The organism is Roseburia sp. MSJ-14 (genome assembly GCF_018918225.1).
Taxonomy (GTDB): Bacteria; Bacillota; Clostridia; order Lachnospirales; family Lachnospiraceae; genus Petralouisia.
In genome coordinates, this window is sequence record NZ_JAHLQD010000047.1 from 1 (window position 1) to 24,505 (window position 24,505).

Below are 24,505 nucleotides of genomic sequence, written 5' to 3' on the forward strand. Positions count from 1 at the left end.
AGATGTGTATAAGAGACAGAGAGCGAACAGAGTCTTTGATGGCTGACAGCCAAAAGTATAACATTATCTACGCCGATCCGCCGTGGCGGTATGAACATCGCAGCATAAAGGGCGGCGCTGAACAGCACTATCCGACGATGACGCTCGACGACATCTGCAAGCTCCCTGTCGCGGAGCTTGCAGACAAAGATTGCGCCTTGTTTCTCTGGACGACCTTTCCGAAACTCAAAGAGGCGTTCCAGGTCATGGACGCATGGGGCTTCAAATATCGCACCCTTGCCTTCCTGTGGCTCAAACAGAACCGTAAGGCGGATTCGTGGTTTTACGGGATGGGGTTCTGGACGCGGTCGAACGCCGAAGTGTGTCTGCTCGCTATGAAGGGGCACCCGAAGCGCAAGTGCGCCGGTATCCATCAATTTGTGATCAGCCATATCGAACAGCACAGTAAAAAACCCGACGAGGTACGGGATAAGATCGTCAGGCTGATGGGTGATCTGCCGCGTGTAGAGCTGTTTGCCCGACAGATAACGCCAGGCTGGGACGTTTGGGGAAACGAGGTCGATTGTGACCTCGTTATGCCGGAAAGGAGCGCGTGATATATGGAGTTCAGAGAAGCGTTACAACAGCTCAGAGAGCGGCTTGACGACAGTTTGATACATCATGCTAAGATGACGCAGCGTGACGACATCGGTGAACTCTATAAGTTGCAAGCCTATTCAGAGACACATTATTACATGAAGGCTGTACATGATTATACCGCAAGCGAGGTCGAAGCGCTGTTACAGTTTGTTGATCCGCTGGAAGTCGCCTATTGGTGCCGTGAAGAAAACACCCATCAAGTGGGACTGCCTATCTGTGATCTGCTCAAAGAGATCCACGCCGACGAACGATTTGAAAAGATCGAGCCTGACTTGTCATTGGAAACAAAGACAAGCAGACTGATCGAGAGGTTTGAATTAAATCTATATCGCTACATGGGGAATGTACGCGAGTTGAGTGATACAGAGATCACAGGGCAAGCTGAGAAAATCGCGGCAACGATGGCGGCGTACAGATATACGGTCGATGAACTTATGCGGGATAATCTCGATGAAAGAGTGATCGATCATCTGCTTGCATTTGAAGATCCTCTCAAATATCTTGCCGACCGCTGGCCGGAGTGTTCTCTGTACGGCGAGGATGTGTTTGAGAAAACCGAATATGATCTTATCAATAAGGATGACCGGCAGATCGGTTCTATACATGATCGACTGAAAGACGCTCAGCGCAAAGCGGCAGAACAGCCTAAGTCAACACGCGGGGATACGGCGCGCATGGATAAGGAATCGAGGTGATAGATTGGCTTATGTTCCCGTACCAAAGGATCTCACAAAAGTCAAGACAAAGGTAGCTTTCAACCTGACAAAGCGGCAGCTTATCTGCTTTTCTCTCGGGGGTGTGATCGGGATACCGACATATTTTCTGACGAGGGGCGCTATCGGCAATACGCCGGCGCTTCTGTTGATGATGGCGCTGATGGCTCCGTTCTTCTTGTTTGCTATGTATGAGAAGGACGGACAGCCTGCCGAAAAGCTGTTGAAAAACCGGCTTCGATTTATGCTCTGGCCTAAGGAGAGACCGTACAAAACACAGAATATTTATCGTTCAGATAAGGGGGATTCGTTTATTGGCAAAAACCAAGCGGCAGTCAGATCAGGAAAGAAGATTGCAGCAAAACATCAAGCAGCAAAAAAAGCTCCGCGCCGAGGTTAAATCAAAGCAGAATAACGCTGCAAGGGGCAGCGTCAAGGGTAAGCCGTCCAAGAAGAAGGACGGCTTTTTTGCTAAGGTTTTCGGAACGGCGCCGCAGAGCGTACAACAGAGTATTCCATACATCAACATGTACCGTGACGGTATCTGCCGCGTGAGCGAGCGGGAGTACAACAAAACGATACAGTTTTTCGATATAAACTATCAGCTTGCGCAGGCTGACGATCAGGCGCTCATATTTGAGAATTACTGCGATTTTCTCAACTACTTTGATTCGTCTATCTCTGTGCAGCTCACGCTGGTCAATCAGCGTACCAATATCCGCGATTTTCAAAAGAGTATTCAGATTCCGTTGGTTGGTGATGAACACGACGATACCCGCAAGGAGTACAACGGTATGCTGCAAGGTCAGCTCAGAAAGGGCAACAACGGTATTACCAAGTGTAAGTATCTGACCTTCGGCATTGAGGCTGACGACCTTCGCACCGCAAAGCTGAGGCTCGAAAGGATCGAAACGGATATTATTATGAATTTCAAGAAGTTCGGAGTACAGGCGCAGTCGCTCGACGGCAAGGAGCGTCTCAGCTTGCTTCATCGACAGCTTCACCCTGACGGTCAGGAAAAGCTCAAATTTGACTGGAAGGATCTCGCGAATACCGGTCTTTCTACAAAGGACTTCATTGCTCCTTCTGGCTTCTCGCTTGCGAAGGACGGCAGGAGCTTTCGCGTCGGCGGACACTACGGCGCGGTCTCATTCCTTCAAATCCTCGCACCCGAGCTGTCCGATCAGCTCCTTGCGGACTTCTTGCAGCTCAATGATACGATCAGCGTCAATATTCATATCAAGTCCATCAATCAGGCGGAGGCGATCAAGAATATCAAGCGCAAGATGTCCGACTTGCAGAAGATGAAGATTGAGGAACAGAAGAAGGCTGTCCGTGCAGGTTACGACATGGATATTATTCCTTCCGATCTCGCTACCTACGGCGACGAGGCAAAGAATCTGTTGGAGGATCTGCAAAGCCGTAACGAGAGAATGTTCCTGATCACCTTTATCATCGAGAACTTTGCCGAGAAGCAGAAGAAGCTCAATAATGATATTTTTTCCGCTTCGGGTATTGCGCAAAAACATAACTGCGCTTTGAAGCGGCTCGACTATCAGCAGGAACAGGGCTTTATGTCCTCTCTGGCGCTCGGCGTCAATCAGCTCGAGATCGAGCGCGGCATGACCACCAGCAGCACCGCAATCTTTGTGCCGTTCCTTACCTGTGAGCTTTTTCAAGAAGGTGAGGCGCTGTATTACGGCCTTAACGCGATCTCTAACAACATGATCATGGCAAACAGAAAGTATCTGAAAAACCCCAATGGGCTGTTCCTCGGCACACCCGGCAGCGGTAAGTCCTTCGCTGCTAAGCGTGAAATGCTCAATGTATTCTTGCTCACACAGGATGACATCATTATCGCCGATCCCGAGAATGAGTACGGACCGCTGGTCAAGCGTTTCGGACGTCAGGGTCAGGTCATCGACATATCGCAGAACTCTACCAACTACATCAATCCGATGGATATTAACCTCGATTATTCCGACGACGAGAACCCGATCAATCTGAAAAGCGACTTTCTCCTGTCGCTATGTGATCTGATCGTCGGCGGCAAGGACGGTCTGTCGCCGATTGAAAAGACGATTATCGACCGCTGTACGAGGCTTGTCTATCGCGAGTATCTGCAAAATCCCTGTCCCGAGAATATGCCGATCCTCGGCGACCTGTATGACCTTCTGAGAGCGCAGCCGGAACCCGAGGCGCAGAGAGTAGCGACCGCTATGGAGATCTACGTCAACGGTTCTCTGAACGTGTTTAATCATCAGAGTAATGTTGATTTGAACAGTCACCGCGTAATTTGCTTCCAGTTAAAGTCGCTCGGTAAGGCGCTCAAAGAAATGGGACTGCTGATCATGCAGGACGCCGTGTGGAACCGCGTAACCGTCAACAGAGCAAAGCATAAGACGACATGGTTCTATATCGACGAATTCCATTTGCTGCTCAAAGGACAGACCGGCGCTTTCTCGGTTGAGATCTGGAAACGCTTTCGTAAGTGGGGCGGTATTCCGTCGGGTCTGACACAGAACGTCAAGGATCTGCTCGCGTCGCGTGAGATAGAGAACATCTTTGAGAACTCCGACTTTATCTATATGCTCAATCAGGCGCAGAGTGACCGTACTATCCTTGCAAAGCAGCTCGGTATCTCTCAGCACCAGCTTTCTCATGTCACACAGTCCGGTCCGGGCGAAGGTCTCTTATTCTTCGGCAATGTCATCATTCCGTTTGTCGATCACTTCCCGAAGGATACGACCTTGTATCAGATCATGACCACTCGTCCCGACGAGGTTAAGGATGAAGCCGCATAAGAAGCGTAGGGGGTGAAGAATATGCCGAGAGAAAGAGAAGATATACGGGCGCAGCCGAGGGAGAGGACGTCAGATAAACCAATCAGCAATCCGACAGTGGATCGCCTGTCAGCGGCGTCGCGTACATCGGAAGGATCGACGCGACGACCGCATACGATCGTTGACAAAGGCTTCGGCGATCACAGCGCCGAAACGTCCACCGTCAATACGACTTCAAGCACGGATAACGCGCGAGACACACACGGTTTTTCGCAGACGAGCGCAAGGCATACGGTATCTCAGGAGAGCCGCGGTGAGGCTGCTCGTCAGGATGACGCTCAGCCGAGACATCACATTCAGAGTGATAAGAACAGGTATCATCAACGGTTCAGAGAGGCAGCGCGGGCAGAGGAAAACAATACCCGTACCTCTAAGCTGAATTTTGCCGACGACGATCTGTCCCGTGAGGACGCAGTCAACCGAAAGCTCGAAAGAGCGCAGGCGCGGGCGGAGCGTTTTGAAAAGCGTACACACAAAGCGGAACGCAAGCTGCCTTCCCGACGCAGACTTCGTGTCGATGTATCTGCCGATCCTGCTACCGGTAAATCCAAACAGCGGTTGAGATTTGAAAAGGAGATCAAGGATCAATCGGCCGCTCTCAACGGACCGGCGGCGCTAAAGCCAATCAAAGCCGCGGCAGGTATGGCAGGCGGTATGATCCATAATCAGATCTACCGCAACGAACAGGAGAACGTCGGTATTCAGGCGGCACACCGCGCCGAGCTTGTCGGCGAAGCCGGTCTCCGTTATGCTAACCGCGCCCGAAAGCTGGCGCCGTATAACAAGGTGAAACGGTTGCAGGGCAAAACCATCAACGCGCAGGCAAAGGCGGCGTATCAAAAGGCGTTAGCGGATAATCCCGCTTTGAAAAAGAAAGGTCTTGCGAAGCTCGCCTACAAGAAGCGCCTGAAACGTAAGTACGCGAAAGCGGCGCGCGACGCATACAAGAAAGGCAAACGAGCTAAGGACACCGCCGTCACAACGGAGAAGATCGCAAAGAAGGTCGTGCAGGCAATCAAGAATCACCCGATAGCCTGTCTTGTGATCGGATTGCTTCTTTTTCTGATTATCTTTATTGCTTCGGCGTTTTCTTCCTGCGCCAGTATCGGAGCGGGAACCGGCGGTATTGTATCCGCGTCGTCCTATCAAGCGGACGACTATACCATATCTCAGGCGGAGTTGACCTATACCGAGTGGGAGACTGATCTGCAAATGGAGATCGACGATATTGAGAACACCCATCTCGGGTATGACGAATATCACTATCAGATCGACGCGATAGAGCATGATCCCTATGTCCTGATGGGCTACCTGACCGCCGTGTACGGAGAGTTTGACAGCGCTACCGCTGAGACCGCTATGCGCGGGCTGTTCAACAGTCAATATAATTTGTCTGTCACAGAAGAATTGCAGCGCAAAACGCGGACTGAATCGCGTACCGATCCAACGACGCACCGTCAATCGGCAACTGAGGTTGAGTATGAATATAAGATCCTCAATGTCAAGCTGACTACAACGCCGCTTGAAAGGGTCGTCGCCTCTCGCATGAACGCCGAGCAAAAAGAGATCTGCGAGCTGTTGATGACAACAAAGGGCTGTCGTCAGTACGTCGGCAATGTATTCGGAGATACCAACTGGATACCGTATGTCACAAGCTACTATGGCTATCGTGTTCATCCGATCAGCGGAGATAAGAACTATCATACCGGTGTTGACATCGGTATGGCTCAGGGTACGGAGATACGAGCCGGCCACGACGGAACCGTTACGATTGCCGGTGAGAACGGCGGCTACGGCTTATGCGTTGAGCTGTCCGGTGAAACGCCCGAGGGTAAGAACCTTGTTACAAAGTACGGTCATTGTTCACAGATACTTGTGTCGGTCGGTGATACGGTCAGCGCAGGTGATGTGATCGCAAAGGTCGGCAGCACGGGTAATTCAACCGGTCCGCACCTTCATTTGGAAGTGTTGGTTGACGGCGATTATCTTAATCCGCTGTTTTTTGCGGAGACCGGAGACGAGACCGAGCGGCACTTGCCGACAGGAACAGGGCGCAGCGGCAGCTATACCAATTACAGTGTTCCGCCCTCGGCGCTATCCGACGCAAGGTTCAGAGCAATCCTTACAGAAGCGGAAAAGTATCTCGGCTACCCTTACGTTTGGGGCGGATCAAGTCCGGAAGAATCATTTGACTGTTCGGGTTTTGTCTCGTGGGTCATCAATCACAGCGGTTGGGACGTCGGACGTCAGGGCGTTTTAGGTTTGGAAGATTTCTGTACGACCATTGCCCCTTCTGAGGCAAAGCCCGGCGATCTGATCTTCTTTGAGCGAACCTATGACGTTGTAGGCGCAAGCCATGTCGGGATCTATGTCGGCGACGGTATGATGATCCATTGCGGCGATCCCATATCCTATACAAGTATCAATACAAGCTATTGGCAGGAACACTTTTTACATTTCGGCAGACTGCCGTAAATCTATATATCGGAGGTATTATTTGAATCCAAAAATTGAAAAGCTCAATAGAGATATTGAGAAAACAGAAACCAAAATTGCCGAGCTGCAAGATAAGCTCCGCGAGTATAAGAAGCAAAAGACGGATCTCGAAAACAGCGAGCTTATTGCTTTTTGCCGCGACAATCATTTGACGCCGGCCGAACTTGCGGTGTTTTTACAGAAACGAAATGCAAAAGAAACGGAGGATGACCATGAGGATTAAGCGTATCGCCGTGCTGACGGCGCTGTTTATGTTGATGGCGGTCTTTACATTCTCGCTGACAGTATTTGCCGAGCCCGTAGACGCGACGACCGCACCGGCGGCGCCGGCTGCACCTGTGACAGAAACGACAACTCCTGCGCCTGCGCCGACAGTCGCACCGACTGTTCCGGCTCCGACGTTATCACCGAACGCCTTAACACCCAACGGGCAGGCTTCGGTTCTCAACTATTATCAGAGCGACAGCGACGACAAAGAGTTTTACACGATCACTACACCGGCAGGTAACGTCTTTTATCTGGTCGTGGATGGAGCACGAGGTTCTGAAAACGTTTACTTTCTCAATGCTGTGACAGAATCCGATTTGATGGCACTCGCGGCAGCAAACGACAGGATCACGATCAGCTCGATTCCTTCCTTTCAGTCCTGTACCTGTTCGGATAAATGCACTGACGGTCATGTGAATGAGGATTGCCCGGTGTGCAAAACCGATATAAGCAAATGCTCGGGTAAATCTTCATCAACCGCTGACGAAGTGAATCCGAGCGGAAACGCTGAGAAGGGCGGAGATAATAACATGATGATGTATATTGTAATCGGCGCGGCGTTCGTGCTTGTTGCCGGTATCGGTATTTACATGAAGATCATCAAGCCGAAGAAGCAGGGATCTGCATTTGACGACGAGGAAGAAGTCGAGGGCTACGGCGAGGACTACAGTGACGGTGAGCACTACGGCAGTCCCGAATATCTGCCCGAGGATGATACCGACGGCGACGAGTGACGCCGTAAGGAAATAGCAAGATAAGGTTTATATAGATCGCGGACGCGGAGACTATGGGGGTAGTCTCCGCGCCCACACTTTAGGAGGTTCATTTTTTGATCAAACACATTATGCCGTTAATTGGCTATATTCATCTGTACCGCTCTCTGCTCCGCTTCTACGATATGCCGGAGAACGAGGTCAAGGAAATGCTGTATGCGCTGAACACCGCCAACCTTGACTGCTTCGGGTACTATCACCCGGATATTACAGTCATTGAGAGCAGACCGGCAGTTTTTGCCTTTCGTCTCGAAAACTGCCATGACCGCCCTTACCGTACAGAGGTTCAGTTATATAAGGCGCTTGAAGCCTTGCAGCACAGCGTCGAAATATCGCTGATGACCTGCTATCAGCGAGAGGCGTTGCAGAAGCTCAAATGTATCATGGCCAATCTCGAATACCGCTTTTTCAAAAGCTACGGTATCGAGATCTTTGATAACCGTACTGTTTACAGTGAGTGTACTTTCCACTTGGTACCGAAAAAGAGGGAGCCGAGCGTACCGATCATGTGCGAGTGGGTCAACCTTCCGACCGCGTAAGGGAGCGCTCAATATGACAACGAAAGAGTTGGGAGCGGTTTTTGAGGAACAGGTACAGCGTTGTCGTGAAGTCCTGTTAGTCAAGGGCAAGGAATACACACCCGATGAAGCGGATCGCTTTTCTTCCTTCAAGACGGCGGCGGAGTTGCAGCACATCGAACCGGAAAAGGCGCTGCTCGGTATGCTCTCAAAGCACATCGTTTCTCTTTACGATATGAGCTTTGTCGGCGTCGATCACTATGATATGGCTGTGTGGGAAGAAAAGATCACGGACGCACTCAACTATCTGTTCATTTTAATGGCTATTTTGAAGGAGGCAAAATCATCAGAAACATCGAAGTGAAGATCTTGAACTGCGACGCAGTACAAGAGGCGGAAAAGAATACCGTGTTTGCGGCAAGACTGACGCAGCATGGGCATGAGATCCACAGCATGGATGATCTCATGCGGTTATACAACAAAGAATATACCGAGAAAACGCTGCAAAGCATTATTTCGTTGCCGCACCCGTCCGTACAGAAATTCGAGGTCATCACCGTTGCGGTCGTCGGCGCGAGCCGCCGTTTTCTCTCTCAGATAACGAGACACCAAAACGAAGTCAAGTATATGAGCGCGTCGCTGCAGTACAGCAACTATGCCGGCAAAGCCGACTTCGTGATCCCCTACGAGATACTGACCGCGCCCGAGGATATACGGGAATCTTATATGGAGACCTGTCGGGACGATATGAACTTCTATGCGTACTTAACGGATTGCGGCGTCGATCACGACACAGCGGGCTATGTTACGCCGCAGGCACTCCGCAATATCCTGATCATATCCGCGACGCCCTATCAGTGGAAACACATGATCGGTCAGCGCGTCTGTCGTCGCAATACCGATGAAATGCAGATCGTTATGTTGAAGATCTGGAAGGAGCTGTATCAACTCAGCCCGGTCATGTTCTCTGTTGATCAGGCAGGAACCTTCTGTCAGCGCGACAGGTGCATGGAAGGTAAAATGAGCTGCGGCGATTCCGATATTTCTATTCTCACTCCCGATCTGATCCTTGATCTGTACTATCCGGCGTTGAAGGAGGCTGAGTATGAAGATAAAGCTGATTGATTTCGGCGTAGCGGAGGATCATCGACCGTTCAGACCGCACGATAACGACGCGGGCGCCGATGTGTATATGCCGTATGACTGTACCATAAAGCCCGGTGAGATCGCAAAGATACCGCTCGGCTTCGGCGTTGAGGTGCCGGACGGCTATGCGGGCTTTGTCTTTCCTCGCAGCAGCATGGCAGTCAAGGGACTTGTCTGCGAGCTGCCGCCTATTGATTCCGGCTATCGAGGCGAGATCCACGCAATCATCAGTAATGTCAGTAATAAGGCACAGACGATCTGTAAGGATGCCCGAATCGGGCAACTTGTGATCACGCCTGTTATCATTGCGGACTATGTGATCGATCACGGTGATCGGCGCGGTATGGGCGGCTTTGGCAGTACAGGAGAATGACGGAGGCAGAGCATGATTTGTGTTGACGCGAGAAATGAGATCTTTGAGCATATCGAGCTGTTCGATTCTCCGGCTATGTTCACCAATGCGCGGGTTGATCGCTCTACCGTACCGGATGGGTTGTTCTGTTATGACGTTCGCGGCTCCGACGATGATCCGGGCGCGCTGTGTGCGATGGAAAATCATGTCATGGTGAATCATGCCGGTACTGTTATCGGGGTTGTAGATTATCAGCTTGAAAAGGGCGGTTACAAGGTCATCGGCGAAGGAATCAACTTCCTCGGTGACGAGATCACCCTTGACGAGTTTTGCAAGCTACACGGCGTCGAGATCGGCGAGCCGAAAAAGGGTGTGCTGGACGCTCTCAAAGAGAACCGCGAAAAGGCCGCAAAACAGCCTTTTCACAAGACAATTACGGATAAACAGAAAACCCTTTGAACTGTATCGTAGAATAGCTCTAAAACGCCCAGAATTGAGCTGTATCGCATTTTCTGAGAAAGGTAGGGTAATTTTACTCCGGTTTTGAAAAACGAGGTAAAAACGACTGGATTTTGACTTTGATCGTTCTAAAAAGTCAGTGTTTAAGCCGTTTTTGAGCTTTTGGCGACGTTTTGAATTTTGACTTGGGGTTAAACAAATTTGTTAGGAGGCAGATATTGAAATTAGTAATAGCGGAAAAGCCGTCGGTTGCGCTCTCGATTTCAAAGGTGCTGGGCGCGACAAAGCGGCATGAAGGATATATGGAGGGCGGCGGTTATCTGGTGAGCTGGTGCTTCGGGCACCTTTTGGGACTTGCCGATCCCGAAATGTATGACGAAAAGCTGAGGGGTTGGTCGTATAATACGCTGCCGATCATTCCCGATAAGTGGATGTATGGCGTTGCAAAGGATAAAAAGAAACAGTTGTATATTCTTTCCGACCTGATGAAAATGAGAGAGGTCGATAGTATCGTTTGTGCGACCGACGCGGGCCGTGAGGGGGAATTGATATTCAGGCTCGTGTATTATTACTCTAAGTGCAACAAGCCCATCGAAAGACTGTGGATCTCGAGTATGGAAGATGAAGCGATCCGAAAAGGTTTTGCTGAGCTCCGTCCCGGCAGCGATTATGATATGCTCTATCAGGCGGCGCTTTGCCGTGCTCAGGCAGATTGGATCGTCGGTATCAACGCAACGAGGCTGTTTACCGTGTTGTACAGCACCAAGCTCAATGTTGGGCGCGTGATGTCCCCGACGCTTGCGCTGCTTGTTCAGCGTGAAGCTGAGATCCACAGTTTCAAGAGCGTGCCGTTTTATGTTCCTGAGATTACCTGCGGCGGTTTTACGGCGAGCGGTGAAAGAACAGACGCAAAAGATCAGGCGGATCAGATCAGGCTTGCTTGTGATGGACAATCCGCGATGGTTCAAAAAATCGAGATACAGAAAAAGACCGAGAAGCCGCCGAAGCTCTATGATCTGACGACCTTGCAGCGCGAGTGTAACCGTATTTTCGGCTTCACGGCGCAGCAGACGCTCGACTATCTCCAATCGCTTTATGAAAAGAAGCTCTCGACCTATCCGAGAACAGATAGTCGCTATCTGACTGAGGATATGCACGATACGGCGCAGGGCTTGATCACATGGCTGCGTGACAACACGGCTGTCGGCAAGGGGTATATGGGTAACGCCGATATTGTAAGGATAATGGATAATAAGAAAGTCACCGACCACCATGCGATCATTCCGACTATGGAGATAACAAAAACCGAGCTTTCGGAGCTGCCTAAGGGAGAACGCTGTGTGTTGGAGCTGATCGCGGCGCGGCTGTTATGCGCTACCGCCCAACCGTACAACTATGAGGCAACGACGGTCACGCTCGATTGTGCCGGCCATATCTTTACCGCCAAAGGCAAAACCGTTCTTCAATCAGGATGGAAGGAAATCGAGCGATTATTTCTGTTACAGATGAAGAAGAAACCGTCTGCGGATGAAGCTGAATTGCCGAAGCTGTCCGAAGGACAGGTCCTTGATCATGCCGCGGCAAGCGTCCGCGAGGGTAAGACTGCGCCGCCGAAGCATTATACCGAGGATTCGCTGTTATCCGCTATGGAAACGGCGGGAGCGGATGAAACGCCCGACGACGCAGAGCGCAAAGGCTTGGGTACACCGGCGACCAGAGCGGCGATCCTGGAAAAGCTCGTATATACCGGTTTTGTCGAGCGCAGAAAAAAGCTGCTGATCCCGACACAGACAGGAATAAACCTGATCAAAATACTGCCGGATAACATCAAGTCGCCGCTTCTCACAGCGGAGTGGGAGTCCAAGCTAAAGCAGATCGAGCGCGGCGAACTGAGCACTGAGGGCTTTATGAACGGTATTACCGATATGATCACCGGCTTGGTACAGACGCATGATAAGCCCGATAAGGAATACCTGTCTCTGTTTCCTAAGGAAGATAACGAGGGCGGGATCATCGGCGTGTGTCCTCGCTGTGGATCTGACGTTGTTGCAAAGAGCAAGGGCTTTTTCTGCGATAACCGCAGTTGTTCCTTCGCTCTGTGGAAAGATAACTACTTTTTCAGATCAAAGCACAAGAAGCTCACAAAGAGTATTGCGACAGCTCTGCTCTCCGACGGGCGAGCTTTTGTTGAGGGGCTTTACAGCGAGAAGAAGAACAAGAACTATGACGCCTTTGTTGTCCTCGATGATACCGGCGGAAAATACGTCAATTTCCAGATTGAGTTTCCGCAGCGTAAGGATCATAAGAAGGGGAACCGTAAATGAGTGCGTCAACCTGTTTTGAATACGGCGGGTACCACTTCTTTCCGTTGCGAAGATTCAACAAAGGAGAGGGCGATTTCTTTGCTCTCTCCAAACGGCTTGAAAGAGATTTTTCGTTAGGGTTATTCGATTACAAGGATCGGCAGAAGTTTCCATACTCTTATGATGAATTCTATAAAGTCGCCACTAATTCAAATTACGACATTTTTTGCTGTGTTGAAAACGGTAAAATCTATGTACCGGCGACACATGAGCTGTTTATCTATCACAATCCGAATGATTACCACAAGCGCGAACAAAAGATCATCAAGAGTCGTCTGCTGATCGATACGAAGAATCAGTATTTTGACTTGAAGGAGATCGATAACCGCCGCTTCATGTATAATACCAAAACCGGCATACTCGTTCTCGGCGCACAACTTCCTCCGTCAAGGAAGATACGCGGCAGCCATGCTGAGGATTTGTCTAACGCCGGTATATACAGCGGATATGATGACTATGTGCGTGGTTGGGCTGGCGTCGGCAAGGACTTTCCTCACGGGGTTATCCATTTTGCTCCGAATGTAGACGACAGGAATACAGAGCTGTATAACCGAGCTTTCGATACGCTTGAAATGTTTGCGCAGAACGGCGCTGAGGCAGCGACGATTATCCGTGCTCTCGGGAAACGCTGGGAACAGCCTTTATTTTCGATCCTTTCTGATATGGAGCACAAGCCGTCTATCCATGAACAGCTAAAACAAAAGCCGGAGCAGAAAAGCGTCCGGCATGAACAATCGACAAAGAAAAAGGAGGCTGAATTATGAGTATTACCCATATTGAAACGGATCAGTTGCGGGAAATGTCCGATAAAGAAGGACTGATCATTCAGGGCTGCGGCGGTCCGCTGCAGGAATGGGTTGACGGGATCAACGATATGCTGACAGAAAGCGGCATACTCAAAAACGGCAGTCGTTTCGAGGACGTCTATTCTTTTGAACACGGAAACGTGACCTGTTTGCTGTTTCCGTTTGAGGACGTTGATCTGCACATGGGAAAGCTCGCCATGTGGCGATTGCAGACACATAAAGAGTTTTACGGTACATGGCTCTCTGACTATGTGCCGAACCGGTTAGGCGGCTTTATCGACGAATCACAGTACGCAACCGACAAGCCTGACTGCGCGCTGATCGGCGAGGACGGCAATATCTTCAATCTGATCGGTATTGCTTCACACACACTCAAACGCTGCGGACTTACAGATCAGGCAAAAGAAATGTCCTCTCGTGTCATGTCGAGCGGCAGCTATAGTGAGGCGCTGGGAATCATTGGCGAGTATGTCAATATTACCGACGCTGAGCATGTGCGTGAGTATCGCCCCTCTGTCGTCAAGAAGATCAAGGAAACAAAGGTCGCCGAGCCGTCCGATCAACTGAAACAGCATAAGTCGCAGGAAAGGTAGGTGTAGAATATGAGTGAAACGGTTTACGGCGTATGGGCTGTTCGCGGCGGTAATTCGATTTTCGGTCATGCTGAGGCGTGGTGTAAGGATCACGGCAAGGTAATCGAGTTTGAGTCAAGAGCCGAAGCGGAGAAGTACGCCGCCGAGCGGAACAAGGAGACGTCCTTTAACTGCCATTATTATGTCAGGTCAAAGCAGCATGAGCGTGATTCGGTCAAATATCCGATCGAGCGCACACCCGACGATAAGGTACCGACGGTCGGCCGTCCGGCACATTTGCCGGAAAACTATCTGTTGAACGCCGAGCTGAAAGAAGAAGCTCAAACGGGTAACTACAATATGCTTGACGGCAGGATGGATAATATCTCGCCTCAGAGCGTGGCGGAGAAATCTTCTGTGATCGATAAGCTGAAATCGGAGCCGCCTGAACAGGAGCAGAATCAGCCCTCTCGCGGCGGCAAGAAGCGGGAGCGCGAGATATGACGCCGCAGGTTTTTCGTGACGTTGATATTCTCGCCTCATTAGCTGGGATCATGGATCAGCATACGAAGTATTATAAAGACGACTTCGACCTGGATAAGTCTATTATTCACACACTCTCTCGTTCATCGGATGAAAATGACCGCCGCCTGATCTGGCTTTGCCGTCCTTTGGGAACCCATTGCCTCAGAGAGCGTGACGTCTTTCTGGAAGGAACTCACGAAAACAGCGTATTCCGATTCTATCACGAACAGACAAAGGATAATGTGCTGGCGTATGCGATCCATCTGAAAGATACGGACGGATCAATCGTCAAAGGCGATATTTATACGCTGGACTATGCAAAGGAAGTTGAACGGCTGCCGTTGGTGAGTTGTCCTATCGAGCAGGTAACGATATACTATCCTGACGGCAACGAGTTTACTGTGCCATACAAGAGTATGCGCGGTGCGGTCAATGAGTTATCCAAAGTTCACGGTGATCCTGCTTCGTTCCGCTATCACCCGGAAAGTGAAGCGGAGCTCGGCATGATCCTGCGGCGTGTTCATTGCAACCGTGACCGGCGCGCCAACCGCGGGAGCATTGATCTGTACCTCGAAGATCTGCGCGGCGGCTCTCTCCGCGGTAAGCTGCAAAAGGCAAAAGCTGAGGTACAGCCTCCGGCTCAAAAGGCCGCTAAGAAGGATCAACAATCTTTATGAGCTGCGGTAAACGAAAGAAAATGATCCACATGTATGTTTCCGAACAAGAGGAAAAGATGATTCGGGCTCGAATGGATGAAAACGGTATTGTCAGTGTTTCCGCTTTTCTTCGCAGGATGGCGATAGACGGCTATATCATTCGTGTGGATATGAGCGATATTCGCGCCCTGACAAAGCTGCTGGGTATCTGTTCCAAAAACCTTAATCAGTACGTTCGGCGGGCGAACGAGACCGGCAGTATCTACGAAACCGACATTGAAGATCTGAGGGAGCGGCTGCGAGGGATCCAAGCTGACGTCAAAACCATTCTGAAAGAATATGAAAAAATACCGCATTAGCCGCTGACAAAGCGACCTGTGCGCGGTAGAATAAAGATAGGAATATATCAATATTTTCAGAAAGGAGCGCTGACTATGCGTCTGTTATTCAAAATTCTTTCGTTACCGTTTATTCTTATCACATGGGTCTTGTATGGGATGTGCAGGCTGATCGTTCTTATCTCGGGGATGATCCTCGGTATTCTGGCGGGACTTGCGCTGATCGCGGCAATCGTGCTGTTTGTAAAGGTTGACGTTATGACCGGCGCTATTGTTCTGACAGTCGCGTTCTTGATCAGTCCATACGGTATTCCGAAGCTGGCGGCGTGGTTGACCGGTAAGCTCGGCGGTCTCAACTATGCTTTGAGAGATTTTGTTATGAGTTAAATATATTATTACAATGTGGAGCGAGGCGTTTCGGCGTCTCGCTCTTTTTTTGAAGGAGGATATATTGAATTGAGTATTGGTGAAAGAATCTGTTTCTTTCGCAATAAACGAGGCCTGACGCAAGAACAGTTAGGCCGATTGATCGGTCTACCGGACAACAGCGCTGATGTTCGTATCACGCAGTATGAGTCAGGTTCTCGTAAACCTAAGGATGATGTAATTAAAGCGCTGGCAGAAGTGTTTGGTATTTCGCCCTTTGCTTTGAGTATTTCCGATATAGACGATCCACTCGTCATTCTGCATACGCTGTTTGCAATGGAGGACATTTACGGTGCGTGGGTTGAAAAGAATCTCTCAGCGATAGCTTTGAACTTTGATCCATATAACAATGAGAACGCTGAGAGGTTGTTTAATATGCTTTGCGATTGGCGCAATCAGTTTGAAAAAAGGATCAACGGGATCATCACAAAGGAAGAATATGATAACTGGCGTTACAATTATCCGGGAAAGGACGGCGTCGTTCAATGAGAAAACACTTGCCGATTTATTATCATTCTGCCGGTTATGCCGAAGAATATCACCAGACAGAATCGTACCGTGCGTCATACAAGTTGAACCTGATGTGTCGCAACGCTATCCGCGAGGCAATAGAAACGCATTACAAAAACAACAGTCTGGATGAAGCAGCGGCACATGAGATTATAGAGCAATTCGGATATAAAAGGACAATGGCTGTTCTTGCTAATACGGTAGTTAATAATAACTGGGACGGGCGGTATTCTTCAAGCAATAAAAAGTGGGCACAGGACGTAGTTTTGCCATGGTGTATGCTCGGAGAAAACAATCATACTTTTACGCTGGCCACCACACACCCAGGACTTGTAGATTTATTCTTGACGCAGGTTCGGCAAGAATATGACAGAGCTTTCAACCGCACATCAGTCAAAGCGGCGTTGAAAGATAACGAGCCTAAGAATTCAGAGACAGCAAAAAGACCGAGCAAGAAAGGACCGTCATTATAAAGCAAAGGGGATGATAGTATAGCGACCACGCGGCTCATGCCGCTCCATATCGGCAAAGGGCAAACGACCTCGACCGCGATTGCAAAGATTATCGATTACGCTCAAAATCCCGAAAAGACAGATAATGGCAGACTGATCACGGGCTATGAGTGCGATACAGTGACCGCCGACGTTGAGTTTACTTTGTCTAAGCAGCAATATCTCCGGCAAACCGGAAGGCAGCGCGGCAGAGACGATGTGATCGGCTACCATCTCCGTCAAGCGTTTTTGCCTGGGGAGATCACGCCGGAAGAAGCAAATCAAGTCGGTTATGAGCTTGCCATGAAGCTGACAAAGGGTAACAACGCCTTTGTCGTTTGCACCCATATCGACAAGCACCATGTTCACAATCATATCATCATCAATTCGGTCAATCTCGATTGCAAGCGAAAGTTTCGCAACTTTTGGAACTCAGCATGGGCAATCCGCAGGATCAACGACAAGCTCTGCCTGGAGCACGGCCTATCGGTTGTAAATGATCCTTTGGTCAGCAAGGGAGATTACAGCGATTGGCTCGGAAGCGAGAAGAAGCTATCCTATCAGGAGCAGCTTCGCCGTATCATCGACACTGTACTTGATGAAAAGCCGAGCGACTTTTCGGACTTTTTGAAAAAACTCTCGGCCTATGGCGTGACCGTCAACACCGAAAGAAAGAATCTGCGTTTGAAAGCAGTCGGTCAAACGAAGTTTACCCGGTGTAATTCACTCAAAGGCGACTATACCGAGCAGGCAATCCGCGAGCGGATCGAGGGCGTCCGCGTTGTTACTCCGCGGCAAAAAGTGAAAAGACCGACTGTTCCGAAGGTTGGTCTTTTGATTGATATAGACGCGGCGATCCGCTCCGGCAAGGGTCCGGGGTATGAACGCTGGGCGAAGGTCTTTAATCTCAAACAACTCTCTCAGGCTGTTCTCTATTTGAAAGAACACGGCGATATGAGCTATGAGGATCTGAAAGAAAAAACAGCCGTAGCGGTCACAAGGTTCAATAACTTATCTGCGGAGATAAAGGATCTCGAATCGCAGATGTCAGACAACGCCGAACTGCAAAAACAGATCATCAACTACGCCAAAACACGGGCGGTCTATGCTGATTATCGCAAGTCCGGTTACAGTAAAAAGTTTCGTGCCGAACACGAGACGGAAATACTGCTGCACCAAGCAGCGAAGAAATATTTTGATAGCCTCGGCGACAAAAAGCTGCCTCATGTCAGAGCGCTTCGAGAGCAATATCAAGTCCTTCTCGCTCAAAAGCGCAAGGCGTATTCTGCTTATAAGCAAGCTCGTGAGGAAATGAAAGAGTTGTATAATGTGAAATCTAACGTGGAACACCTCTTGAACATTTCCGAACATGATACCGAGCGCGAGCAAGAAAAAACACGGCGGTAGATCATCATTCTGCCGTCGTGTTATCTCAGCGTTCTTTGAACGCGTAGCCCTCAACAAAGTTGAGGATCTCAGGGGTTTGGGGAATCGTCACCAACAAGCATTTTTGCAAAAGTAGTATTACTTTGCATTGCTTGCGAGTTGCGTATCTTGACAAAATCATCATTTTATAGTACATTTGTTCTATAAAAATAATAAAGGATTTATTGAGGACTATATGAAAACGAGATCTGAAAAAGTATATGTCAAGGTGAATGTAGATTGCGATTCTAAAGGGTATATGACACCAAAGGCGATCACTTGGTCTGACGGCAGAATTTTCATAATTGAAAAGGTAAAGGATCATTGTCCGACTTCAACGATAGCGAGAGGTTATACCGGGGATTGTTATACGATTGTCGTACACGGCGAGGAAAGATATTTGTTCTTTGAAAAAGCAAACGAAATATTCGAGTCAATCGTCGGTCGTTGGTATGTAGAACGAACGAGAGATTTGGTTTGACTCCAACTTGAAAAGAGATTATAATATTACAGCATAGTAAATCTCAGGAGGAAAAATATTGATTATCAATTTACCAAATCTTAGCTCCATATATCAGCCGCAAGGCGGATGGATGATCAAGAACGATTATACAGGATCATTAGGCACCGATCCGCTGAAAGGATCTTGGAACCGTGAGTTATTCTGTTTCAAAGTTTATGTGATAGGAGAGGCAAGCGATCCATCACTAAAAGCGGAGTGTTTCACACAGCTTGCAAATAAGGACGGCGTAAAGTCGTTTGATCAGCAAGAAAGTACAGTTTACAAGGGACTACACAGGGTAGGTATCTGACGGGAGGGGTGCCGCCAGTCAGATTTTCCATGTGATGTTCAAGCTGTCGCTTGTGGCGGCTATGGTGGTGATCATCAAATCCACCACACGCCGCTTGTCATCAAAAGATACATTCTCCCAGGTATCGAGGTAGCCGGAAATCTGGCTGACCTGTTCCGGGCTGATGGCCTCCACAGTCAACTCCGCTATCCTTGCCAGAAGTTCCTGCTTGCGCCCGTCCAGTTCCGCTATCTTCACATTCACATAGGAGAACAGGACATTGTTTGCCCCCGTCAGACTGTCCACCAGCTTTTCAATCTCGCTGTCTACATGGGCAAGTTCCACTTGCAGGGCGGTGATTTTCGGGTTTGCCTTTGCCGCTTTCTTTTTTCCTGTCAGCGTCTTGTAGCTTGCCAGCTTCTTTACCATCTGCTGATAAACAACCGCTTCCAGTTCCGAAGTGATGATTTTCCCACAGCCAGGACAGCTTTTATTGTCCAGCCGTTTCGTGCAGCGGAGATACTGTTTGCCGGAGGGATTGTAGATACTCATAAGAGCATACCCGCAATTCCCGCACTTGATTTTTCCTGCCAGCCATGTGTGGGTGGCTTTCCGGGCAGACTGGATTTTCATGTTGTTCATCAGCTTCTTGCGGCAGGTCAGCCAGGTGTCGGAGGGGACGATACCCTCATGGGGAGCCAGTACCAGCATTTGGTCTTTTAAGTCGTTTTTCTTGCTGGCCTTTACATCTCGCCCTTGATACAGATAGCAGCCGTTCATGCCCGTAAAATCGGCAACGTCATTGACAATGACTGTACCTTGACTTTTGAAAAATTCGTACACATCAAGGTCTGCCTGCACATAGACAGGATTGCGTAACATCTGCGCCAGCGTGGGGCGTATCAGCTCTTTGCCATGGAACAAAATCCCCTGTTCGGCAAAGTACCGGGTAATGTCCCCGTAGGAAGTTGTGGGCTGGGCGTACATCTCAAACATCAGCCGGATATTGGCCGCTTCCTCCGGGTTTACCACCAGCTTCTTTGTGTTGATACCGTCCATCTTGATAGGCTCCGTATGGAAGCCGTAAGGGGCTTTCCCGCCCATCTTAAAGCCCCGCTGACTGCGGGAGTAGTAAGCGTCCGTTACCCGCTTCTGTATCGTTTCCCGTTCAAGCTGGGCGAACACGATACAGATATTCAGCATGGCCCGTCCCATCGGCGTGGAGGTATCAAACTTTTCCGTAGAGGACACAAACTCCACATTGTACTGCTGGAACAGCTCCATCATGTTGGCAAAGTCCAGAATGGAACGGCTGATACGGTCGAGCTTGTAAACCACGACCTTTGCAATCAAGCCCCGCTTGATGTCCCGCACCAGTTCTTGAAACTTCGGACGGTCTGTGTTCTTGCCGCTGTACCCTTTGTCTGTGTATTCCTTGCAGTTACCGCCTTTCAACTCGTATTTGCAAAATTCAATCTGGCTTTCAATGGAAATGCTGTCCTTTTTGTCTACCGATTGTCTTGCATAGATTGCGTCTATCCGATTGTTCATATTGTCGCTCCTTTTCTTAAAAAAGAAACGGAGCTGCTGACAGTTCTATTATACCGCCAGCAGCCCCGCAAATCAATGATGGGTTTGGAAAACCTTATGTCCCGGCTTCCTCACTCTCCCGCTTGTCGGCGTACTTGCGGAACACCTCATAAAGCTGCTGTTCCAGTTCCCGGCGTTTGGCTGCTTCCTGTTCCGGCGTGAACACCGGGGAGAGATTTTCCAGTGTGATTTCCTTTCCCTGAAAAGTCACGATTTCGATTTCCTTTTTGTATCTGATATTACTTATAAGATCACCTTTCCTTTCCATGCTGCCGCTGTTGCCGTTTCAGTTCCGCTAAAATCTCCGGCGGGATACGGTCAACCAGCCGCCGCATATCGTCCAGTTCGCTTTTTAACTTCGCCCGTTCCATCGTGTCATTCATCTTGCCTTTTTCGCTGGCCTTTGCCCTGACTTCCAGCTTTTCATTTTCCGCTAACAAGTCATTGATTGTGACCTTGTATTTTTTCAGTTGCCCGGAGAAGTTCTCCATCTGCGGAAACCACTTTTTCAGCATGGAGAGGGCTTCCTCTTTCTTCTTTCCGGCGTTCAGCGGGGTAATGCCGGAGAGAACCGCTTCAATGGCCCTCGCCTGTTTGGAGAGGTTGACCGCCTGTTTGAACAGCCGGGTGGGGATATGCTTCCGGCCCGTCTTGCTGGCGCTTTCCCCACGCTCCAGGTCGGGGTACTGCTCCACCATACAGGCGTGAAAATCGTCCTGCCACTTCGTCAGATTGGCCCGGTTGCCGATAATTTCTTTGGCGCACAGGCGGTTGTCCTTTGTCAGCGGCACAAAGACCAAGTGCAGATGGGGCGTTTTTTCATCCATGTGTACCATAGCCGAAACGATGTTCTCCCGGCCCACCCGGTCAATGAGGAAGTCCGCCGCCCTCTGGAAGTAGGCCGCTATCTCCTTTGGGGACTTGCCCTTGAAAAACTCCGGGCTGGCGGTAATCAGCGTGTCCACAAACCGAGTGCTGTCCTTGCGGGTGCGGCATCTGGCCTGCTCGATGCGGCTCTGAATGAAATGGTAGTAGCGGCCATCCGGCTTGACGATGTGGAAATTGTACTTGCTCCGGCTGGTGTCAATGTCCGGGTTGCTGGCGTACTGCTCCTTTTTCCGTTCATGGTGGGCTTCCAGCGGCCCCGCCGGGTGGCCCTTGTGCTTCTCAAATCGCAAAATTGCGTGTTGTGCCATTGAACTCCTTTCCCCATTCCATTCCTTTCCGGCGGGTTTTCCCGCCGAAAATATCTCTGATAGGATTGGAATGGAATGAATGTAAATAGATGGTTTTAATCTCTGTATTTCTATATACCGTCAGATTTCCGTACTTCAAGAGGATTGATTTTCGTACTCGCCAAGTACGGTTTTCAGCCCTCCGGCGTACCATAACCGGATTTCTTGAAGTCGGTGTTTGGAACCGCTTCATAGGATTTCGGGTAAATGCGGTTGGGTTTTCCACAGCCCTGTTTCTGGATTTCCACCAGCCCCGCATACTGCAACTCCCGCAGGGTGTTGACCGCTTTCTGCCGCCCGCAGCGGAGCAAAGCGACCACCTCGCAGATGGGGTAGTACAGGTAGACCCGCCCGTACTCGTCCGCCCAGCCGTTCTTCCGGGACAACTCCGCCCGGCGCAGGACAAAGGCATACAGCACCTTCGCTTCGTTGCTCAAGGGCTGGAATGTGGGTGCTTCAAAAAGGAAATTGGGGAGCCGGGTGAAACTGAACGCCTTTTCCGGCTGGTGAATATAAATCGTGTTTGTCATAGCGTGTTTTGTGGACGGTTAGAGGCCCGTTTTCCGGGGCGAATGATAAATGATACCAGCCGCCCCGGTTGAGGGCTTGCGGAGCCTTGCAAATCAAGGCTTTTCCCGCTCTTAACTGTCCACAGCAGACCTCCTTTTCCGTTCACTTTCTGTTTTCTGCCGCCTGTGAACTCTGGCGGCGCAGTCCGGGCAGTATTTGCCCCGGTTGGACTTCGGGACGAACACACCGCCGCACTCCGCACAGCGTTTCAAGTCCCTGTCCCGGTAAATCTCCGCTTCCAGCGTCCTGTCCAGCGGCAAGACCGCCCAGCGGAACCACTTGCAGCAGACGGAGAACGAAATCATCTGCGGACAGGCGCAGGTGTCGCCATCGTCCAGCGCAAGGCAGTTTCCGTCCTCGCAGTTGCAGCACTCCCGGCGTATCAGGCCGCTGGCTCGTCTCTTCTGGGGCGGGGTTATGCGGTAGGGGGAGCCGTCCGGCCTGTGTTCCAGCGGCGGCAGGTGTTGATAGGGTCTTTTGCTCATGCGTCCCTCCGTTTTCTTTGGCGTGTTCTGTTTCCAAGGTGCTTGTCCATCGATGAACTATCCCAAGTCTACACCTTTTTGACCGCCTGTGCCGTATATCCAAGAGGTAGGAAATCAGCCTGAAAAACTCCCTATTTCCACGCTCTCGGATTTGTGATATAATCAAAAAAAGATAAAAGACAAATTCAGGTTTCTGGTCTTCTTGCACAAAATAAAGGAGGAGCTATTATGCAAATTGTTTATATTCCAAGCGAATCAATGTCTGTTCAAGGTAAAAAAGATGAAATCTATAAAAGATATGGGAAAGACTGGAATATTAGAGAACAGGGAGGAGGTAACGGAAATTGGTTGTTGACCAGAAAAAGTGATGTGCTTGTAGATGGAAAAAGTTATCGTACTTTTGTACTTGAACACTACGGTAAATCCAAGCTGACAGCGAAGCTTGTTGATAAATTTCGTGAAGATGTAGCAAATGGTAAAATAAAACTGTAAATGCCTATGCCGTTATGCTATGAGCATAGTACATAGCATAACGGCTTCTCTTTCGTTGAGCTAGCAAGGAGGGTGAATATGTCTTTATCCATACAAGAGCGATTAAAAGACCTACGTGTGGAGCGTGGCTTGACGCTGGGGCAGCTTGCGGAGCAGACCGGGCTTTCCAAGTCTGCGCTGGGCAGTTACGAAACGGAAGACTTCAAGGACATCAGCCACTATGCCCTTATCCGGCTGGCGAAGTTTTACGGTGTGACCGCTGATTATCTGCTGGGGCTGTCTGAAATGAAAAATCACCCAAACGCCGATCTTGCAGACCTGCGTTTGAGTGATGAAATGATTGACCTGCTGAAAAGCGGGAGGATAGACAATACCCTGCTGTGTGAGCTGGCGGCGCACCCGGATTTCCCCCGGCTGATGGCTGACCTTGAAATCTATGTGAACGGAACGGCACTGAAACAGGCGCAGGGTGCAAACGCCATAGTGGACACGATGAGCGCAACTGTTATAAAAAAGCATAATCCTGGCATGAGTGATACGCAGTTAAGACAGCTTATCACCGCCCATATTGATGAGGACGAGTTTTGCCGCTATGTGATACAACGGGACATAAACGGGATTGCCCTTGCTCTGCGGGAAACACACAAGGACGATTTTTTCAGCGTCCCAGAGGATAACCCGCTAAAAGAAATGCTGGAAACTGCTGGTGAAATCGTCAGCCAGGACAGCGACACGGAACAAGCGTACTTGGCGTTTATCTGCAAACGGCTCAAGCTGAATTTTAGGAAGCTGTCAGTAGAAGAACGGAAGTGGCTGAAAAAGATTGCGGAAAAATCCGACTTGCTGAAGAATCCAAAACCGCAGAGAGGACGAAGATAAAAAATGCCTGAACGGCGGTTCTGGTTTTTCAGAACCACCATCCAGGCATTTTGTTTAGTAATAGAAAAAGGTGCAGTTGATTATTGCGTATTGTCAATCTCTCTCAAACCGGGTAGTAAAAATACGGCAAGCGCAACGATGATAA

At 49.7% G+C, this 24,505-nt stretch carries 31 protein-coding genes; 26 read left to right on the forward strand and 5 right to left on the reverse strand.

All coding sequences use genetic code 11. The features are described from left to right. The first annotated feature begins 38 nt into the window (after positions 1 to 38). The 24 genes from KQI83_RS13115 to KQI83_RS13230 all read left to right on the forward strand — a co-directional run bounded on the left by KQI83_RS13115 (position 39) and on the right by KQI83_RS13230 (position 19,130). A complete protein-coding gene (locus KQI83_RS13115; RefSeq protein WP_216558954.1) occupies positions 39 to 596 on the forward strand; it encodes an MT-A70 family methyltransferase in 558 nt (185 codons plus the stop codon). Positions 597 to 599: 3 nt separating this feature from the next. Continuing rightward, positions 600 to 1,334 carry a hypothetical protein gene (locus KQI83_RS13120; protein WP_216558895.1) on the forward strand — a complete coding sequence of 245 codons (735 nt, stop codon included), beginning with the start codon at positions 600 to 602 and terminating at the stop codon, positions 1,332 to 1,334. 4 nt (positions 1,335 to 1,338) lie between these two features. Continuing rightward, on the forward strand, positions 1,339 to 1,752 hold the full coding sequence (locus KQI83_RS13125; RefSeq protein ID WP_216558898.1) for a PrgI family protein: 414 nt from the start codon (positions 1,339 to 1,341) through the stop codon (positions 1,750 to 1,752). Beyond that, entirely contained in the window at positions 1,718 to 4,156 is a 2,439-nt protein-coding gene (locus tag KQI83_RS13130) for a VirB4-like conjugal transfer ATPase, CD1110 family (RefSeq protein WP_442969784.1), read from the forward strand. The genes KQI83_RS13125 and KQI83_RS13130 overlap by 35 nt, the downstream gene beginning before the upstream one ends. A 21-nt stretch (positions 4,157 to 4,177) precedes the next feature. Continuing rightward, on the forward strand, positions 4,178 to 6,670 hold the full coding sequence (locus KQI83_RS13135; protein WP_216558904.1) for a CD1108 family mobile element protein: 2,493 nt from the start codon (positions 4,178 to 4,180) through the stop codon (positions 6,668 to 6,670). Positions 6,671 to 6,692: 22 nt separating this feature from the next. Continuing rightward, positions 6,693 to 6,914, forward strand: a complete 222-nt coding sequence (locus tag KQI83_RS13140) for a DUF4315 family protein (RefSeq protein ID WP_216558907.1) — start codon at positions 6,693 to 6,695, stop codon at positions 6,912 to 6,914. Then, complete coding sequence (locus KQI83_RS13145) at positions 6,904 to 7,692, forward strand: DUF4366 domain-containing protein (RefSeq protein ID WP_216558910.1); 789 nt, start codon at positions 6,904 to 6,906, stop codon at positions 7,690 to 7,692. The genes KQI83_RS13140 and KQI83_RS13145 overlap by 11 nt, the downstream gene beginning before the upstream one ends. A gap of 95 nt (positions 7,693 to 7,787) precedes the next feature. Next, positions 7,788 to 8,270 carry a hypothetical protein gene (locus KQI83_RS13150; RefSeq protein WP_216558913.1) on the forward strand — a complete coding sequence of 161 codons (483 nt, stop codon included), beginning with the start codon at positions 7,788 to 7,790 and terminating at the stop codon, positions 8,268 to 8,270. 13 nt (positions 8,271 to 8,283) lie between these two features. Beyond that, entirely contained in the window at positions 8,284 to 8,613 is a 330-nt protein-coding gene (locus KQI83_RS13155) for a hypothetical protein (RefSeq protein ID WP_216558916.1), read from the forward strand. Then, complete coding sequence (locus KQI83_RS13160; protein ID WP_216558957.1) at positions 8,595 to 9,374, forward strand: FAD-dependent thymidylate synthase; 780 nt, start codon at positions 8,595 to 8,597, stop codon at positions 9,372 to 9,374. The genes KQI83_RS13155 and KQI83_RS13160 overlap by 19 nt, the downstream gene beginning before the upstream one ends. Continuing rightward, on the forward strand, positions 9,355 to 9,768 hold the full coding sequence (locus KQI83_RS13165; RefSeq protein ID WP_216558919.1) for a dUTP diphosphatase: 414 nt from the start codon (positions 9,355 to 9,357) through the stop codon (positions 9,766 to 9,768). The genes KQI83_RS13160 and KQI83_RS13165 overlap by 20 nt, the downstream gene beginning before the upstream one ends. A 12-nt stretch (positions 9,769 to 9,780) precedes the next feature. After that, positions 9,781 to 10,206 carry an LPD28 domain-containing protein gene (locus KQI83_RS13170; RefSeq protein ID WP_216558922.1) on the forward strand — a complete coding sequence of 142 codons (426 nt, stop codon included), beginning with the start codon at positions 9,781 to 9,783 and terminating at the stop codon, positions 10,204 to 10,206. Positions 10,207 to 10,424: 218 nt separating this feature from the next. After that, entirely contained in the window at positions 10,425 to 12,530 is a 2,106-nt protein-coding gene (locus KQI83_RS13175; protein WP_216558925.1) for a type IA DNA topoisomerase, read from the forward strand. Further along, positions 12,527 to 13,333 carry a hypothetical protein gene (locus tag KQI83_RS16835; RefSeq protein WP_253295626.1) on the forward strand — a complete coding sequence of 269 codons (807 nt, stop codon included), beginning with the start codon at positions 12,527 to 12,529 and terminating at the stop codon, positions 13,331 to 13,333. The genes KQI83_RS13175 and KQI83_RS16835 overlap by 4 nt, the downstream gene beginning before the upstream one ends. After that, on the forward strand, positions 13,330 to 13,968 hold the full coding sequence (locus KQI83_RS13185; protein ID WP_216558927.1) for a hypothetical protein: 639 nt from the start codon (positions 13,330 to 13,332) through the stop codon (positions 13,966 to 13,968). The genes KQI83_RS16835 and KQI83_RS13185 overlap by 4 nt, the downstream gene beginning before the upstream one ends. Before the next feature lie 9 nt (positions 13,969 to 13,977). After that, the gene (locus KQI83_RS13190) at positions 13,978 to 14,451 is read left to right on the forward strand and encodes a DUF4316 domain-containing protein (RefSeq protein WP_216558930.1); all 474 of its coding nucleotides are present in this window, start codon (positions 13,978 to 13,980) and stop codon (positions 14,449 to 14,451) included. Beyond that, the gene (locus tag KQI83_RS13195; RefSeq protein ID WP_216558934.1) at positions 14,448 to 15,149 is read left to right on the forward strand and encodes a hypothetical protein; all 702 of its coding nucleotides are present in this window, start codon (positions 14,448 to 14,450) and stop codon (positions 15,147 to 15,149) included. The genes KQI83_RS13190 and KQI83_RS13195 overlap by 4 nt, the downstream gene beginning before the upstream one ends. Further along, the gene (locus KQI83_RS13200; RefSeq protein WP_216558937.1) at positions 15,146 to 15,487 is read left to right on the forward strand and encodes a plasmid mobilization protein; all 342 of its coding nucleotides are present in this window, start codon (positions 15,146 to 15,148) and stop codon (positions 15,485 to 15,487) included. Before KQI83_RS13195 ends, KQI83_RS13200 begins: the two co-directional genes overlap by 4 nt. Before the next feature lie 75 nt (positions 15,488 to 15,562). Further along, complete coding sequence (locus KQI83_RS13205) at positions 15,563 to 15,853, forward strand: CD1845 family protein (protein ID WP_216558940.1); 291 nt, start codon at positions 15,563 to 15,565, stop codon at positions 15,851 to 15,853. A 69-nt stretch (positions 15,854 to 15,922) separates the two neighbouring features. Then, positions 15,923 to 16,381, forward strand: a complete 459-nt coding sequence (locus KQI83_RS13210) for a helix-turn-helix domain-containing protein (protein WP_216558943.1) — start codon at positions 15,923 to 15,925, stop codon at positions 16,379 to 16,381. After that, complete coding sequence (locus tag KQI83_RS13215; protein ID WP_216558945.1) at positions 16,378 to 16,875, forward strand: DUF3849 domain-containing protein; 498 nt, start codon at positions 16,378 to 16,380, stop codon at positions 16,873 to 16,875. The genes KQI83_RS13210 and KQI83_RS13215 overlap by 4 nt, the downstream gene beginning before the upstream one ends. An 18-nt stretch (positions 16,876 to 16,893) precedes the next feature. Continuing rightward, the gene (locus tag KQI83_RS13220; protein WP_216558962.1) at positions 16,894 to 18,300 is read left to right on the forward strand and encodes a relaxase/mobilization nuclease domain-containing protein; all 1,407 of its coding nucleotides are present in this window, start codon (positions 16,894 to 16,896) and stop codon (positions 18,298 to 18,300) included. 214 nt (positions 18,301 to 18,514) lie between these two features. After that, the gene (locus KQI83_RS13225) at positions 18,515 to 18,799 is read left to right on the forward strand and encodes a hypothetical protein (protein ID WP_216558948.1); all 285 of its coding nucleotides are present in this window, start codon (positions 18,515 to 18,517) and stop codon (positions 18,797 to 18,799) included. Positions 18,800 to 18,857: 58 nt separating this feature from the next. Further along, positions 18,858 to 19,130 carry a hypothetical protein gene (locus KQI83_RS13230; protein ID WP_216558951.1) on the forward strand — a complete coding sequence of 91 codons (273 nt, stop codon included), beginning with the start codon at positions 18,858 to 18,860 and terminating at the stop codon, positions 19,128 to 19,130. 18 nt (positions 19,131 to 19,148) lie between these two features. Here KQI83_RS13230 and KQI83_RS13235 read toward each other — a convergent pair whose 3' ends face one another. From KQI83_RS13235 to KQI83_RS13255, 5 genes are all read right to left on the reverse strand, one after another. Next, positions 19,149 to 20,660: a recombinase family protein gene (locus KQI83_RS13235; RefSeq protein ID WP_002575864.1), complete on the reverse strand. Its 1,512-nt coding sequence runs from the start codon at positions 20,658 to 20,660 to the stop codon at positions 19,149 to 19,151. A 94-nt stretch (positions 20,661 to 20,754) separates the two neighbouring features. Further along, entirely contained in the window at positions 20,755 to 20,967 is a 213-nt protein-coding gene (locus KQI83_RS13240) for a hypothetical protein (RefSeq protein WP_002584948.1), read from the reverse strand. Next, complete coding sequence (gene mobV / locus KQI83_RS13245; protein WP_002575862.1) at positions 20,951 to 21,895, reverse strand: MobV family relaxase; 945 nt, start codon at positions 21,893 to 21,895, stop codon at positions 20,951 to 20,953. Before mobV ends, KQI83_RS13240 begins: the two co-directional genes overlap by 17 nt. A gap of 173 nt (positions 21,896 to 22,068) precedes the next feature. Next, positions 22,069 to 22,464: a replication initiator protein A gene (locus tag KQI83_RS13250; protein ID WP_002575861.1), complete on the reverse strand. Its 396-nt coding sequence runs from the start codon at positions 22,462 to 22,464 to the stop codon at positions 22,069 to 22,071. A 111-nt stretch (positions 22,465 to 22,575) separates the two neighbouring features. Continuing rightward, positions 22,576 to 22,989 (reverse strand): cysteine-rich VLP domain-containing protein, encoded by a 414-nt coding sequence (locus KQI83_RS13255; RefSeq protein ID WP_002575860.1) that lies wholly within the window; start codon positions 22,987 to 22,989, stop codon positions 22,576 to 22,578. A 228-nt stretch (positions 22,990 to 23,217) separates the two neighbouring features. Between KQI83_RS13255 and KQI83_RS13260 the strand changes: the two genes are divergently transcribed. Together KQI83_RS13260 and KQI83_RS13265 are read left to right on the forward strand one after the other, a co-directional pair. Beyond that, a complete protein-coding gene (locus KQI83_RS13260; RefSeq protein WP_002575859.1) occupies positions 23,218 to 23,481 on the forward strand; it encodes a hypothetical protein in 264 nt (87 codons plus the stop codon). Positions 23,482 to 23,559: 78 nt separating this feature from the next. Beyond that, complete coding sequence (locus tag KQI83_RS13265; RefSeq protein ID WP_002575858.1) at positions 23,560 to 24,360, forward strand: helix-turn-helix domain-containing protein; 801 nt, start codon at positions 23,560 to 23,562, stop codon at positions 24,358 to 24,360. The last annotated feature ends 145 nt before the right edge of the window (positions 24,361 to 24,505 follow it).